Origin of the sequence: Duganella sp. 1224, from assembly GCF_013408245.1 — a bacterium.
GTDB lineage: Bacteria > Pseudomonadota > Gammaproteobacteria > Burkholderiales > Burkholderiaceae_D > Rugamonas.
This window is the reverse complement of record NZ_JACBYS010000001.1, coordinates 1,254,736-1,269,234: the sequence shown is the minus strand read 5'-3', so window position 1 is coordinate 1,269,234 and position 14,499 is coordinate 1,254,736. Positions and strand designations below refer to the sequence as shown.

Annotated in this window: 12 protein-coding genes; 11 read left to right on the top strand and 1 reads right to left on the bottom strand. The window is 68.4% G+C overall.

What is annotated here, in order from left to right:
- Nucleotides 1–45 precede the first annotated feature (45 nt).
- The 9 genes from FHW58_RS05770 (at nucleotide 46) to FHW58_RS05730 (ending at nucleotide 9,931) form a co-directional block, all read left to right on the top strand.
- On the top strand, nucleotides 46–1,074 hold the full coding sequence (locus FHW58_RS05770; protein ID WP_179672076.1) for an acyl-CoA dehydrogenase: 1,029 nt from the start codon (nucleotides 46–48) through the stop codon (nucleotides 1,072–1,074).
- On the top strand, nucleotides 1,062–1,949 hold the full coding sequence (locus FHW58_RS05765) for a PIG-L deacetylase family protein (protein WP_179672075.1): 888 nt from the start codon (nucleotides 1,062–1,064) through the stop codon (nucleotides 1,947–1,949). Before FHW58_RS05770 ends, FHW58_RS05765 begins: the two co-directional genes overlap by 13 nt.
- Nucleotides 1,946–2,548 carry a bifunctional 2-polyprenyl-6-hydroxyphenol methylase/3-demethylubiquinol 3-O-methyltransferase UbiG gene (locus FHW58_RS05760; protein WP_179672074.1) on the top strand — a complete coding sequence of 201 codons (603 nt, stop codon included), beginning with the start codon at nucleotides 1,946–1,948 and terminating at the stop codon, nucleotides 2,546–2,548. Before FHW58_RS05765 ends, FHW58_RS05760 begins: the two co-directional genes overlap by 4 nt.
- Nucleotides 2,545–3,258 (top strand): glycosyltransferase family 2 protein, encoded by a 714-nt coding sequence (locus tag FHW58_RS05755; RefSeq protein WP_179672073.1) that lies wholly within the window; start codon nucleotides 2,545–2,547, stop codon nucleotides 3,256–3,258. Before FHW58_RS05760 ends, FHW58_RS05755 begins: the two co-directional genes overlap by 4 nt.
- A 139-nt stretch (nucleotides 3,259–3,397) precedes the next feature.
- A complete protein-coding gene (locus FHW58_RS05750) occupies nucleotides 3,398–4,714 on the top strand; it encodes an Nramp family divalent metal transporter (protein WP_179672072.1) in 1,317 nt (438 codons plus the stop codon).
- 111 nt (nucleotides 4,715–4,825) lie between these two features.
- A complete protein-coding gene (locus FHW58_RS05745; protein ID WP_179672071.1) occupies nucleotides 4,826–5,668 on the top strand; it encodes a universal stress protein in 843 nt (280 codons plus the stop codon).
- A gap of 13 nt (nucleotides 5,669–5,681) precedes the next feature.
- Nucleotides 5,682–6,380 carry a Crp/Fnr family transcriptional regulator gene (locus FHW58_RS05740; protein WP_179672070.1) on the top strand — a complete coding sequence of 233 codons (699 nt, stop codon included), beginning with the start codon at nucleotides 5,682–5,684 and terminating at the stop codon, nucleotides 6,378–6,380.
- Between the two features lie 2 nt (nucleotides 6,381–6,382).
- Complete coding sequence (locus tag FHW58_RS05735) at nucleotides 6,383–7,126, top strand: Crp/Fnr family transcriptional regulator (RefSeq protein WP_229265062.1); 744 nt, start codon at nucleotides 6,383–6,385, stop codon at nucleotides 7,124–7,126.
- Between the two features lie 126 nt (nucleotides 7,127–7,252).
- Nucleotides 7,253–9,931: a bifunctional acetate--CoA ligase family protein/GNAT family N-acetyltransferase gene (locus FHW58_RS05730; protein ID WP_179672069.1), complete on the top strand. Its 2,679-nt coding sequence runs from the start codon at nucleotides 7,253–7,255 to the stop codon at nucleotides 9,929–9,931.
- Nucleotides 9,932–10,049: 118 nt separating this feature from the next.
- Here FHW58_RS05730 and FHW58_RS05725 read toward each other — a convergent pair whose 3' ends face one another.
- Entirely contained in the window at nucleotides 10,050–11,072 is a 1,023-nt protein-coding gene (locus FHW58_RS05725) for an SDR family oxidoreductase (protein WP_179672068.1), read from the bottom strand.
- A 181-nt stretch (nucleotides 11,073–11,253) separates the two neighbouring features.
- Here FHW58_RS05725 and FHW58_RS05720 point away from each other — a divergent pair, with 181 nt between their 5' ends.
- A complete protein-coding gene (locus FHW58_RS05720; protein ID WP_179672067.1) occupies nucleotides 11,254–13,500 on the top strand; it encodes a bifunctional diguanylate cyclase/phosphodiesterase in 2,247 nt (748 codons plus the stop codon).
- A gap of 111 nt (nucleotides 13,501–13,611) precedes the next feature.
- The gene (locus tag FHW58_RS05715; protein ID WP_179672066.1) at nucleotides 13,612–14,496 is read left to right on the top strand and encodes an ATP-binding protein; all 885 of its coding nucleotides are present in this window, start codon (nucleotides 13,612–13,614) and stop codon (nucleotides 14,494–14,496) included.
- Nucleotides 14,497–14,499: the final 3 nt, after the last annotated feature.

The following is a 14,499-nucleotide window of genomic DNA, read 5'->3' as shown; positions in this document are numbered from 1 at the left end:
ACAACGGGCGCGACAGATGATTGTCTAAACAATCAGGACATTGGCATGAAAATCGACCGTCTCCCCTATGCGTCCGCGCACACGCTGGGCCACGCGTTGGCACAGCTGGATACGCGCCTGCCGCCCGGCGAGCAGCTGGCGCAATTGATCGCCGCCGGACAGGACCAGCTGCCGCAGCCGGGCGGCGGCGCCACGCTGCAGCGCTGGCAATGCCTGGCGCTGGCCGCGCATCATGATCTGAGCCTGGCCAAGCTGTACGAGGGCCACACCGACGCGCTGGCCATTCTGGCAGAGCTGAACGGGCCGTCGCGTCCGGGCGCGGCGTGGGGCGTGTGGTGCGCCGAATCGCCGGAGGCGGCGGTGGTGCTGCGGCGCGACAGCGTGGGGCAGTATGTCATTTCGGGACGCAAGCAGTGGTGCTCCGGCGCGACGGCGTTGAGCCATGCCCTGGTCAGCTGCCACGACGCCTACGGCGAGCGGGCGCTGGTGGCGGTGGCCTTGCGCGATCGCGGCGTCACCATCACCGATGAGGGCTGGCACGCGGTCGGCATGGCGGCCACCGCCAGCGTCGACGTACTGTTTGACGAGGCGCCGGCCATTCCGGTCGGGCAGCCGGGCGAGTATCTGAGCCGCGCCGGATTCTGGTATGGCGGCGCCGGGATTGCCGCCTGCTGGTACGGCGCGGCGCAGGCGCTGGCCGAGTATCTGTTCGGCGCGGCCCGCGCGCAAACCAAGCCGGACCCGCACCGGTTGGCCCATCTCGGCGAAGTGGACGTGGCGCTCGCCTCGGCGGCCACGCTGCTGCGCGCCAGCGCGTCCGCCATCGACCGCGCACCGGGCGCGTACGCGGGCCGCACGGCGATGCGCGCACGGCTGGCGGTGGAAGCGGCGGCCAGCGACGTGCTGCGCCACGCCACCCGCGCGCTGGGCGCCGCGCCGCTGTGCCGCAACGCCCGTTTTGCCAAGCTGGCGGCCGATTTGCCGGTATTCCTGCGCCAGAGCCACGCGGAGCGCGACCTCGCCACGCTCGGCGGACTGCTCACACAACTGGAGGACGCACCATGGGCATTGTGAGCGCACCGCAAGCGCACCCGCAAGCGCGCCACGCCGCCGGACATGGCCTGGCATACGGCGTCGCCGCCCAAGCCGACCGGCCCCTGGTGCGCAATGTCGGTGCCGCCGTGAGCGATGCCAGCCAACGTCAGATCGCCGGACGGGGCACGCCGGACGCCGACTGGCAAGCCTGGCCCGGCCTGGCCGCGCTGCCGCCAGTCACGGCCGCTGAACTGGCACCACGCGGCCGCGCCATCATCGTGGCGCCGCACCCGGACGACGAAGTGCTGGCCTGCGGCGGCCTGCTGCAACTGCTGCACGCCCAAGGCACGCGCACGGTCCTGCTGGCCGTCACCGACGGCACCGCCAGCCATCCCGGTTCAGATCTGCTGACGCCCGCCGCCCTGGCGCGCCTGCGGCCGCAGGAGACCATCGCCGCCATGCAGACGCTGGGGCTCAACCACAGCACTGCGCCGCAGATCATGCGCGCCCGCCTGCCGGACGGCCAGGTCAGCACCCACCTCGATCAATTGCACACCCTGTTGCTGCAACTGCTGCGGCCTGACGACACCGTCTTTGTCACCTGGCGCCAAGACGGCCACCCGGACCACGAAGCCTGCGGCCTGGCCGCGGCGCTGGCCGCCCGCACGTGTCGCGCCAGGCTGGTCGAAATGCCGGTCTGGAGCTGGCACTGGGCCGCGCCGGGCGACCCGCGCCTGCCATGGCAGCGCGCTTGCCGCCTGCCGCTGGACGACGACACCCTGCGCCGCAAGCAGCAAGCCGTCCAGTGCTTCCAGACCCAGCTCCACGACGACCCGACCACCGGCCACACCGCCATCCTGCCGCCCCACGTGCTGGCGCGCCTGCTCCACCCCTACGAAATCTACTTCACATGAACGCCCACTTCCAGCAGCTCTACGAGAAAAACGACGACCCATGGCAGGTACGCCAGCGCTGGTACGAACAGCGCAAACGCGCCCTGCTGCTGGCCAGCCTGCCCGCGCCGCACTTCCGCCACGCCTTCGAACCGGCCTGCGGCAACGGCGAGCTGACCACCTCGCTGGCGCGCCGCGCCGACACCGTTACCGCCAGCGACGTGTCGCCGGCCGCCGTGCAACTGACCCGCGACCGCGTCGCCGGCCTGGGGCCAGGCCGCGTACACGTCAGCTGCCAGCGCGTGCCGCAGGACTGGCCCGTCGGCGCCGCCTTCGACCTGATCGTCATCAGCGAGATGGCCTACTATCTCAACGCCGACGATCTGGAACAGATGCGCCAGCGCTGCATCGACACGCTGGCCCTCAGCGGCGCGCTGGTGCTGTGCCACTGGCGCCGCCCCTTCCATGACCGCATGCAAAGCGCGGATACCATCCACGCCGCCTTCACAGCCAGCCCACAACTGCACCACCTCAGCCGCCACGAAGAAGAGGACTTCCTGCTGGACGTGTGGTCGCGCGATCCGCGCTCGGTGGCCCAACGGGAAGGAATCGCAAAATGATCGGCATCGTCATCCCTGCCCACAACGAAGAACGCTACCTCGACGCCTGCCTGCGCGCCGCCCGCGCCGCCGCCGCCGACCCGGCGCTGCATGGCGAAGCGGTGCGCATCACGGTCGCGCTGGACAGCTGTACCGACAATTCGCGCGCCATTGTCGAGCGCCACGCCACCGAGTCGGGGCCGCGCTGCCTCATCGACCACGTGTCCGTGGACGCCCGCAACGTCGGCATCACCCGCGCTGCCGGGGCGCGCCACATGCTGCACCACGGCGCCCGCTGGCTGGCCTTCACCGACGCCGACACCGAAGTGGCGCCCAACTGGCTCGCCGAACAGTTGCGGCTCAATGTGGACGTGGTGTGCGGCACTGTAGCGGTACACGACTGGTCGCCGCACCGGGACAACGCCGACCTGCTGCGCAACCACTTCCATAACAGTTACACCGACGCCGACGGCCACCGTCACATCCACGGCGCCAACCTCGGCGTGGCGGCCGACGCCTACCTGCGCGCCGGCGGCTTTGCCCCGCTGGCTTGCAGCGAGGACGTGGCGCTGGTGACCGCGCTGGAGCGCACCGGCGCCCGTTTTGCCTGGAGCGCGGCGCCACGCGTGACCACCAGCGCCCGGCGCGACGCCAAGGCGCGCGGCGGTTTTGGCGATACGCTGCTACGCTATGTCGAAACTGCCCGCGCCGCTTCGGCGGCCGGCATGTGACGCGCCCGGCCCAACATACCGTACCACTACAGATCAGGACGTAGCCAGCCACCGCCGCCACGCAGCCCCGGCAACCATGCCGCCACCAGCAGCACCAGCCACACAACTGCAGGCCGACGGCGGCCGCAAAGGAGTCCCCATGGCGCCACCTGTGATGTCCACACCGCGCGACCCCGCCACCACCGGCGCCAACGGCGAGCGCAGCGTGGCCGTGCGCCGCGACGGTCCATGGTGGCGGCGCTTCCTCAGCTTTATCGGCCCCGGCTACCTGGTGGCGGTCGGCTACATGGACCCCGGCAACTGGGCCACCGACCTCGGCGGCGGCGCCGCCTACGGCTATGCGCTGCTGTGGATCATCGGCCTGTCCAGTTGCATGGCAATGCTGCTGCAGATCCTGTCGGCGCGGCTGGGCATCGTGGCGCAGGCCGATCTGGCGCAGCTGTGCCGCCGGCACGCGTCGCGCCGCTCGGCGGTGGCGCAATGGCTGCTGTGCGAAATCGCCATCTGCGCCTGCGACCTGGCGGAAGTCATCGGCACCGCCATCGCCCTCAAGCTGCTGTTCGGCATCCCGCTGACCTACGGCGTGGTGCTGACCGCGCTCGACGTCTTCGCCATCCTGTGGCTGCAGCAGCGCGGCTTCCGCTATCTGGAAGCCTTCATCATGGCGCTGCTGGGCGTGATCTTCGTATGCTTCGCCATCAACCTGGCGCTGGCCGAACCGGCGTGGCGGGCGGTGGCCGCGGGCTTCATTCCGTCGACCGAGACGGTGACCGATCCGGGCATGCTGTACCTTGCCATCGGCATCATCGGCGCCACCGTCATGCCGCACAACCTGTACCTGCACTCGTCCACGGTACAGACGCGCCGCTTCAGCACCAGCGACAACGGCAAGCGCAAGGCCCTGGCCTTCGCCGCGGCCGACGTGGTGGTGGCGCTCGGCCTGGCCTTCCTGGTCAACGCCGCCATCCTGATTACCTCGGCGGCCGTGTTCCACACCAGCGGCCACGCCGACATCGCCGACCTGGAACAAGCCTACAAGCTGCTCGGCCCGCTGACCGGCACCGCGCTGGCCAGCATCCTGTTTGGCGTGGCGCTGCTGGCGGCCGGTCTGAGCTCATCGGTGACAGCCACGCTGGCCGGGCAGATCGTCATGGAGGGCTTTGTCCAGATTAAACTGCCGCCGTGGGCGCGGCGCCTGATCACCCGCTCGGTGGCGATCGTGCCGGCGCTGTTTGTCACCATTGTCTACGGCGACCACGGCGTCACCAGCCTGCTGATCCTGAGCCAGGTCATCCTCAGCCTGCAACTGCCGTTTGCCATGTGGCCGCTGATCCGCTACACCAGCACGCCGGCCATCATGGGCCGCTTCGCCACGCCGCGCCCGGTGGCCTGGCTGGCCTGGACCATGATGGCCGTCATCGTCAGCCTGAACGGCGTTCTGCTATCGCGGCTGTAGCGCCGCGTCAACCGGCCAGCGCAATCATTTATCCGGGCAAATTTGATCCAGATCATAAAAATTGTCGATGAGCTTTGATAGCCTGATGACGGTCATCACAAGGAGCTCATCATGTCGTACAAAAACATCCTGGTCCACGCCGACCTGTCGCCCCACGCCGCGCACCGCTACGCGCTGGCCAGCCAGCTCGCCTTCCTCCACGACGCCCACCTGGTCGGCGCCGCCTTCACCGGCCTGGCGGTGGAGGTCTACCGTAACGCCGCCTTCGCCTACGGCGGGGTCATGCTGGCGGCCGAAGACGTCCAACGCGTCAAGGACCACGCCGGGCAGGCGCTGGCCGCCTTCGTCGCCGCCGCCGGCGGCACCGGCGCCAGCTACGAACGCCGCCTCAGCGATGACGACGCCGAAACCGGCCTGGTGCTGCAGGCACGCTACGCCGACCTGCTGGTGGTCAGCCAGAGCGATCCGGCGCTGAACGGGCCGGACTGGCTGCGCAGCCTGCCCGAGCATCTGGCCCTGCACAGCGGCCGTCCGGTGCTGCTGGTGCCATACGCCGGCCGCCACGCGCGCATCGATCAGCACGCGCTGGTGGCCTGGGACGGCAGCCGCGCCGCCACCCGCGCCGTCACCGACGCGCTGCCGCTGCTGCGCCGCAGCCAGCGCGTGACGCTGGCGGTGTTCAACCCCGACCACCAGGGCACGCACGGCGAACAGCCGGGCGCCGACATCGCCCTCTACCTGGCGCGCCACGGCGTGCGCGTGGAAGTATCGCAGCAACGCACGCCGGCCGGGCTGGACATTGGCAACGCCCTGCTGTCGCTGGCCGCCGACTGCGGCGCCGACCTGCTGGTGATGGGCGCTTACGGCCACCAGCGCTGGCGCGAGATCGTGCTGGGCGGCGTCACCCGCCGCGTGCTGCAATCGATGACGCTGCCCGTGCTGATGGCGCACTGATCGGAGCGGTTTCATGCGTTTGGATAGTTACCGCAGCAATTGCGACCGCTGCATCCACCTGCCGCTGTGCGAGGGCACGGCCGACGCCGACCAGATCGCCGGCCATCGCCTGCGCGTGCGCCGGCACGACAGCCTGTACCGCATGGGCGAATCGCCGGGCAACCGCCTGTACAGCATCCGCTCGGGCAGCTTCAAGCTGCTGATGACGCGGCCCGGCGGCGAGCAACAGGTGATTGGCTTCGCCATGGCGCCGGAGTTCCTCGGCCTGAACACGCTGGGCGCCGCCGGCCACAGCGCCTCGGCGGTGGCGCTGGAGGACAGCGAGGTGTGCGTCATCGACTGGGACCGCCAGGCTTTCCGGGGCCGCCGCCAGCCCATGCAACGGGCCGGCCTGCATACGCTGCTGGCCGGCGAAATCCGCCGCGCCCAGCGCGCCACGCTGCTGCTGCACCACACCCATTCGCGCCAGCGGATGGCCGACCTGATGTTGAGTTTATCGAATGCGCACCGCAGCAACGGCTACTCGCCGGTGCGCTTCCGCCTGCCGATGTCGCGCTGCGATATCGCCAGCTACATCGGCGTCAGCGCGGAGTGCGTCAGCCGGCTGCTGGACCAGTTCCGCCGCCAGGGCATGGTGGCCTTGCAGCGGCGCGAGCTGACGCTGCTCGATCCGGACGCGTTGCGCCGCGCGGCCGCTGGCGTGGAAGGCTGATCATGGCGCACCGAACTTGGCGGGCGACGCCGGCGTTGGCGGATGGCATGCGCCGCTGCCACGACTGCCCGCTCAACCTCCTGTGCCAGGACGATGCCGCGCCGGCCGGCGACGGCGGCGATGCCTGCCTGCGCCAGCGTTGTGTGCATCTGCGCAGCGGCGAGCACCTGTTCCGCGTGTCGGACGAGGTGGACCATTATCTGCACATCATCCGCAGCGGCGATATCAAGCTGTATCAGCATGGGCGGGATGGCGGCCAGCACATCATCGAGTTTCTCGGCGCCGGCGCGTGGGTGGGATTGGAGTCGCTGGACGAGCACCAGCGTCACGCCGGCGCCGTGGCGCTCACCGATTGCGAGATCGCCAGCGTGCCGTATGCGATGCTGATCGCGCTGCTGGACCGCCAGCCGCGCAGCGCCGAGGCGTTCGGGCAGCTGCTCAGCGCGACCATCGCCCGGCACCAGCAGCACGCGGCGATGTTGCGCAGCACCTCGGCGGTACAACGGGTGGCGCAGTTTCTGCTGGCGCGGCTGGCGCAGGCGCATGGGATGGCGCGCGCGACGCTGCCGATGTCACGGCAGGATATTGCGGATTACCTGGGGTTGACGTCGTCCACGGTCAGCCGCTGCCTCAGCGCGCTGCGACGGCGCGGCTGGCTGGCGATGGGGCAGCGCGCCTTCACGCTGCCGGGCCTGCACAATGTGGAACAAGTCGCCGCCGGCGCGCCCCTGGCTTTGGATGGTTGATTGAGTGACGCCGTCCGCCCCAAAAGGACGGGGTCTGACCCCTGTGCCCCGCCGTGCGGGGTGAACGGCTCCAGCACCCTGATTTGCCGTATAGTGTGGGCTGCCACTCATTGTCGAGAAAAGTTCATGGATCTGCATTACCTCAGCCCCCTGTTTGCGCCCAAATCCATCGTCGTCTTCGCCGGTCCGCCGGACCAGCCGGAGCGCCAGACCGCCTACGGCCGCAGCCTCTGCGCCCAACTGCGCGACGGCGGCTACGACGGCACCCTGACCTTCCTCGACGTCAGCATGACCGGCACCCTGGCCGACCTGGTGCAGTCGCGCGCCGACCTGGCGCTGATCGCGCTGCCACACGATGAACTGGCGTTCGCGCTGGAGGTGGCCGGCCGCATTCAATGCAAGTCGGCGCTGATCGTCTCGTCCAGCGTGGCGCCCGAACTGGCGGCCGAGCTGCACGCCATCGCCCGCAAGCACGGCCTGCATCTGCTCGGCCCCAACAGCCTTGGTTTCCAGCGCCCGCGCCTCAGGCTCAACGCCGGCGTGGCCGGCAAGCTGGCGCAAAGCGGCAGCCTGGCCCTGATCTCGCAATCCGGCGCGCTAACGTCGGCGATCCTGGACTGGGCCGGCATCAACTCGGTCGGCCTGTCGGCCGTGGTGTCGCTCGGCCCCAACACGGCGGTCGACCTGGCACAGACGCTGGATTTCCTCGCCACCGATCCGGCCACCGAGAGCATCGTCATCTACATGGAAGGCATCACCGACGCCCGCCGCTTCCTGTCGGCGCTGCGCGGCACCGCCAACACCAAGCCGGTGGTCATCATCAAGTCCGGCAACGCGGCGGCGGCCTCGCGCGCGGCGGCCACCCACTCGGGCATGCTGATCGGCAGCGACGAGGTGTTTGACGCGGCCCTGCGGCGTACCGGCGCGGTGCGCGTCAACACCTTCGTGCAGCTGTTCTCGGCCGCCAAGTGCCTGGCTTCGCGCTACCGCCCGGTCGGCCCGCGGCTGGCGGTGATCAGCAATGGCGGCGGTCCCGGCGTGCTGGCGGCCGACTGGCTCGGCCAGCTCGGCCTGCAACTGGGCCGCCCGGGCGCCGACGCCGCCAAGGCGCTGGCACCGCAACTGCCGGTGCACGCCACGCTGACCGACCTGCTCGATCTGTCGGAAGAAGCCGGCCCTGAGCACTACGCAGCCGCCATCCGCGCCTGCGCACAGGACGCCAATGTCGACGGCCTGCTGGTGATCTACTCGCCCAAGCTGGACGGCGATCCGACCGCCATCGCCCACAGCGTGGCGGCCGCCGCCAAGGGGCTGGGCAAGCCGCTGCTGGCCTGCTGGATGGGCGATGAGCGCGTGGCGCCCGGACGCAAGGTGATCGGCCAGGCCGGCCTGGCCACCTTCCGCACGCCGGAGGCGGCGGTCGATGGCTTTGGCAACATCGCCGCCTTCTACCAGAACCAGCAACTGCTGCAACAGACGCCGCCGCCACTGTCGCAACTGGCCAAGCCAGACCTGGAGGGCGCGCGCCGGCTGGTCGAGAGCGTGCTGGCCGAGCGCCGCAGCGTGCTGACCGAGATGGAATCCAAGGCCCTGCTGGCCGCCTTCCACATCCCGATCACGCCGACCATGCCGGCGCGCAGCGCGGCCGAGGCGCAGCTGATCGCCGCGCAGCTGGGCTACCCGGTCGCGCTGAAGATCGATTCGCCCGACATCGCCCACAAATCCGAGGTACAGGGCGTGGTGCTGAACCTGGGCGATGCCGCCGCGCTGGGCGCCGCCTACGGCGACATGCTGGCCAATGTGCGCCGCCTGCAACCGGAGGCGCGCATCAACGGCGTGACCGTGCAGCGCATGGCCGGCAAACGTGATGGCCGCGAGTTGTATATTGGCGTCGCCAGCGATCCGTTGTTTGGGCCGGTGATCGGCTTTGGCGCCGGCGGCACCATGGTCGAGTTGCTGAATGACCGCGCGGTCGAGCTGCCGCCGTTGAATCCCTTCCTGGCACAGCGCCTGATCGACCGCGCGCGGGTTTCCGCCACGCTGGGCGAATGGCGCGGCGCGCCGGGGGTCGATCACCAGGCCATCGAGCATATTCTGTTAAGGGTGTCGGAGATGGTGTGCGAGTTGCCGCAGTTGCGTGAGCTGGACATCAACCCGCTGATCGTCGACCAATTCGGCGTGCTGGCGGTGGATGCGCGCGTGGTGGTGGGCGTGGCGCCGCCGTCGGCGCAGCGGTATGACCAGTTGGCGATCATGCCGTATCCGTCCAGCTACGCGCGCGAGTGGCCGATGCGCGGCGGCGGCCAGTACACGCTGCGCCCGGTGCAGCCGACCGATGCGGAGATGCTGCAGGCGCTGGTGCGCGGGCTGTCGGACCAGTCGCGCTACAACCGGTTTGCATCGTCGCTGCGCGAGCTGTCGGCGCAGATGCTGGCGCGCTACACCTTGATCGATTACGACCGCGAGATGGCGCTGGTGGCGGTGCTGACCACGCGCACGGCGGATGATGACGGCAGTTTTACCGAGACGGAGCAGATCATCGGCGTGTCGCGCTATATTGCCAATCCGGATCGCAGCAGTTGCGAGTTCTCGCTGCTGGTGGATGACAAGTTCAGTGGCCAGGGTTTGGGCACGCGGCTGATGCTGGAGATTATGGATGTGGCGCGCGACAAGGGCTTGAGCGAGATGGTCGGGCTGGTGCTGCGCAAGAACCGCGGCATGCTGCGGCTGATGAGCAGTCTGGAATTCCAGATTCGTCCTTATGAGGATGATCCGGAATTCCAGTTGTGTACCAAGCAGCTGTAAACCCGCACGGCCTGGTGGGGTCTGACCCCGCCGGGGTCAGACCCCTAAGTGGTGGTGCTGGCGTCGTGGCTAAAGCGCGCGGGTTGGATCGTGCGGCGGCCGCCGGCCTGGCTAGCTTTTACCCCTTCTTTGCCGTTGGGGTGCTCATCTTCCACGCCGCCAGCAGCGCGCCGCCGGCCAGCAGCGACCACGTCAGCGGCTTGCCGCGCGTGGTCAGCCACGTGTAGGGCGAGCGCTCGAACACCTTGCCACGCCCGCCCTGCCGCTGCTGCAATTCCTGCCCGTTCGGCTGATACAGCGCGTCGCTGCGGTCCGGCGCCGATGGCTGCGGTTTTTGCTGCTGACTGAACATCAGCAGATTCATCACCTTGTCCAGCATGCGCGGCATGGTGTGGCCTTCCATCGCAAAGATCTTGGAAGCGCCGCCGGCGAAAATATCGCGCTGCGGATGCTCGGCCGCGTACAGAATCGCGTCCGCCACCACCTCCGGCGCATACAGCGGCGCCGGCAGCTCCGGCTCGTTCTTCATGTAGTTGCGCGCGTGGCTGGTGAACAGCGTATCGATGCCGGCCGGCTTGATCAGCGTGACCGAGATCGGCACACCATCCTTTTCAATCTCCATGCGCAACGAATCCGTGTACCCCTTCACCGCATGCTTGGAGGCCGAATACATGCCCTGCAGCGGCACCGACACCTCGGACAACTCGCTGCCCAGGTTGATGATGGCGCCGCCCTTGTCCTTCATCAGCTCCAGCGCCGTCAGCGAGCCGTGCACCACGCCCCAGAAATTGGTCTGGAACAGCTGCCGCTGGTCCTCCAGCGGCACCTCCCGGTGCCGGCCATAGATCGACACGCCGGCATTGTTCACCCACGTATCGATGCGGCCGAAGCGCTCGACGGCGGCGCGGCCCAGCGCGGTCACCTCGTCACGCGAACCGACGTCGGTCGGCACCGCCAGCGCCTCGCGGCCCTGCCCGCGCAACTCGGCAACCAGCTGATCGAGCGCGTTGCTGTCGCGCGCCGCCAGCACCAGCCTGGCGCCCTTTTCCGCCGCCATGCGCGCGGTGGTCAGGCCGATGCCGCTGGTGGCGCCGGTAATCACCATCACCTGCTGGTCGAGTTTCTTTAATCGTATAGCCATCACGTCCTCCTTGCGCTGAAACGACCAGTGTCTGCCCGCCCGCCGGGCCACTCTGTACGGCCGCACACGGAGCGCGTCAACATTTCCTTGATCTCGGACATTTTTTTGCGGCCGCGTGCAGGCTAGACTGGCGGTTGCGCGCGGTGCGCACCCGCGCGCCGGCCCGACTACAGGAAGCCGCATGCTTGCAGAGCCCAGCGAACTGGACCGTATTGTCAGCCACATGATGCCCACCGACGCCGACATCCGGCAACGCCTGCGATTCCTGGAAATGACGCAGGACGATATCCAGTTGCTGCGCGCGATTCATCCCCTGCTGCAAGCGCGCTTGCCCGAGCTCATCGCCAGCTTTTACCGTCATCTGCAAACGGTGCCGGTGCTGCGCGTCATGCTGCAAGATCCGGCGGTGCTGGACCGGCTGCACCGTCTGCAAGGCGCCTATTTCCAGTCGCTCACCGCCGGCGACTACGGCGCCGACTACGTGCGCCACCGCCTGCGCGTGGGCCTGGCGCACCAGCGCATCGGCCTGGCGCCGGAATGGTACATCGGCGCCTACCGCAAATACATCGGCGACCTCGGCCCGGTGCTGGCCGAGCTGCTGCGCGACCGCCCGGCGCAGTTCCTGCCCACCTATACCGCCCTGATGAAGGTGGTCAGCTTCGACATGGGCCTGGCGCTGGACACCTACATCCAGGCCAGCCGCCAGCAGCTGCGCGACAGCGAAGCGCGCTTTCGCGGCGCCTTCGGTCAGGCGGCGGTGGGCCTGGCGCAGCTGTCGGCCGACGGCCGCTGGCTGCGCGTCAACCGCAAGCTGCAGGACATCGTCGGCTACACCGAGGAAGAGCTGCGCGGCATGCACGTGGCCGACCTGGTCAGCGCCGAGGAATGGCAGATCGACGCCCCGCTGCTGCGCGCGCTGGCGCATGGTGAGCTGGAAACATCGTCACGCGAGAAGCGCTATCTGTGCAAGGATGGCCGCCGGGTCTGGGTCAAGGCCACCGTCACGGCCATGCAGCCGGACAGCGGCCATGCCTCGCTGGTGGCGGTGATCGAGGACATCTCGCAACGCAAGCAGTTCGAGGAAGAGCTGATGCACCTGGCCCGCCACGACGCCCTGACCGGCCTCGCCAACCGCACGCTGTTGTTGGACCGCGTATCGCAGGCCATCGCCCAGGCGCGCCGCAGCGGCAACCAGGTCGCCATGCTGTTCCTCGACCTGGACCGCTTCAAGACCATCAACGACAGCCTGGGGCACGACGCCGGCGACCGCGTGGTGATCGAAGTCGGGCGGCGCCTCAAGCAGGCGGTGCGCGACGCCGACACCGTGGCCCGCTTCGGCGGCGACGAGTTCGTGGTGCTGCTGCCGGAACTGCCCACCGAGGACGTGGCCGCCGCGCTGGCGCAGAAAATCCTCAACGCCCTGTTCGAGCCGATGCTGATCCACGGCCACGAGCTGGCGCCGGCCTGCAGCGTCGGCATCAGCCTGTACCCGCGCGACGGCGACGACGGCAAGACGCTGCTGAAGAACGCCGACGCCGCGCTGTACCAGGCCAAGGCCATGGGGCGCGGCAACTACCAGTTCTATGCGCAGGAGATGAATGCCCGCACGCTGGACCGGCTGACGCTGGAAAGCGGCCTGCGTCACGCGGTCGAACGGGGCGAGCTGCAATTGAACTACCAGCCGCAGATCGACCTGGCCAGCGGCGCCATTGTTGGCGCCGAGGCGCTGCTGCGCTGGCACCCGGCCGGCCAGCCGCTGGTGATGCCGGACGCCTTCATCGCCATCGCCGAGGAAACCGGGCTGATCGTGCCGATCGGCGAATGGGTGCTGCGCACCGCCTGCGCGCAGCAGGTGGCATGGCAACGGCACGGAGCCGCCGACCTGCGGGTGGCGGTCAACTTGTCGGCGCGCCAGTTCCGCCAGCCCGACCTGGACATCATGGTGGCCCGGGTGCTGGCCGACACCGGCTGCCCGGCCGGACGGCTGGAGCTGGAAATCACCGAATCGGTGTTGATGGAACGCCCCGACGGCGCCGCGCAAACGCTGCAGCGCCTGAGCGACATGGGCGTCCAGTTGGCCATCGACGATTTCGGCACCGGCTATTCCAGCCTGTCGTACCTGAAGCGCTTTCCGATCAACGCACTGAAGATCGACCGCTCCTTTGTGCGCGACATCCCTGACGACAGCGACGACGCCGCCATCGCCGGCGCCGTCATCGCCCTGGCCCACAGCATGGGCCTGACGGTGGTGGCGGAAGGCGTGGAAACCGTGCAGCAGCGCGACTTTCTGCGCGCGCTGCGCTGCGACCAGGCGCAGGGCTTCTACTTCAGCCAGCCAATGCCGGCCGAGTCGTTGGCACGGCATGTAACCGGTGGTCATAAAAACCTCATGGTCGAAGTCACAAATAAATTTCCTTTTACTAACTAGTTTTGATAATATTACTAGAAGGAAAAATATCTTTCCTAATGGCTGGTTGCGACACCATCTGTCGTGTGCCTTCGTAACATAGGCCACAGTATCAACAAAGGAAAGACTACCATGACGCAATTTCTGACCAGCACACCGCGCCACCAGCTGGAGCGCGACGTGATCCTGTCCGACAGCACGGCAGTGCAATTGCAAGAATGCCTGGCCAAACTGCGCTTCCACAAGACCATTTACAAGGACTGGAACTTCGAATCGGTCGATCCGATGGGCTTGTGCACCGTGCTCAACTTCTATGGCCCGCCGGGCACCGGCAAGACCATGACGGCGGAAGCGGTCGCCGGCCAGTTGGGCATGCAATTTCTGTCGCTCGGCATCTCCGAGCTGGAAAGCAAATTCCTGGGCGACACCGCCAAGAACATCCGCGCCGCCTTCGACACCGCGCGCGAGGAGCAGGCGGTGCTGTTCTTCGACGAGGCCGACACGCTGCTGGGCAAGCGGCTGTCGTCGGTAACGCAGGGGGTGGACAACGAGGTCAACGCCATGCGCTCGACCCTGCTGATCGAACTGGAGCGTTTTGACGGCGTGGTCATCTTCGCCACCAATTTCGAGCGCAACTATGACTCGGCGTTCCGCAGCCGCATCAGCTACCACATCCATTTCGACCTGCCGGACCAGGCCGCGCGCCAGCGGCTGCTGGAGCGGCTGCTGGTGCCCGCCATTCCGCTGGCCGCCGAGCGCGGCGCCCTGCTGGCCCACCTGGCCGAGCTGACCGATGGCTTCTCCGGGCGCGAACTGCGCACCTGCATGCGGCTGGCCTTGCCCAAGGCCCTGCTGGCCGCCGAACAGGGCGGCAGCGCGCCGGCGCTGGCGGCCCGGCATCTGGAAGAAGCCGTCGCCGAAGTCCGCAAGGCCATGGCCGAGGTCGGCGCACCGGTGACGCCGGCACACCTTGACCACAGCACCAACACCGCCCGCCGCATGCTTGGCGTGGCTTGATGA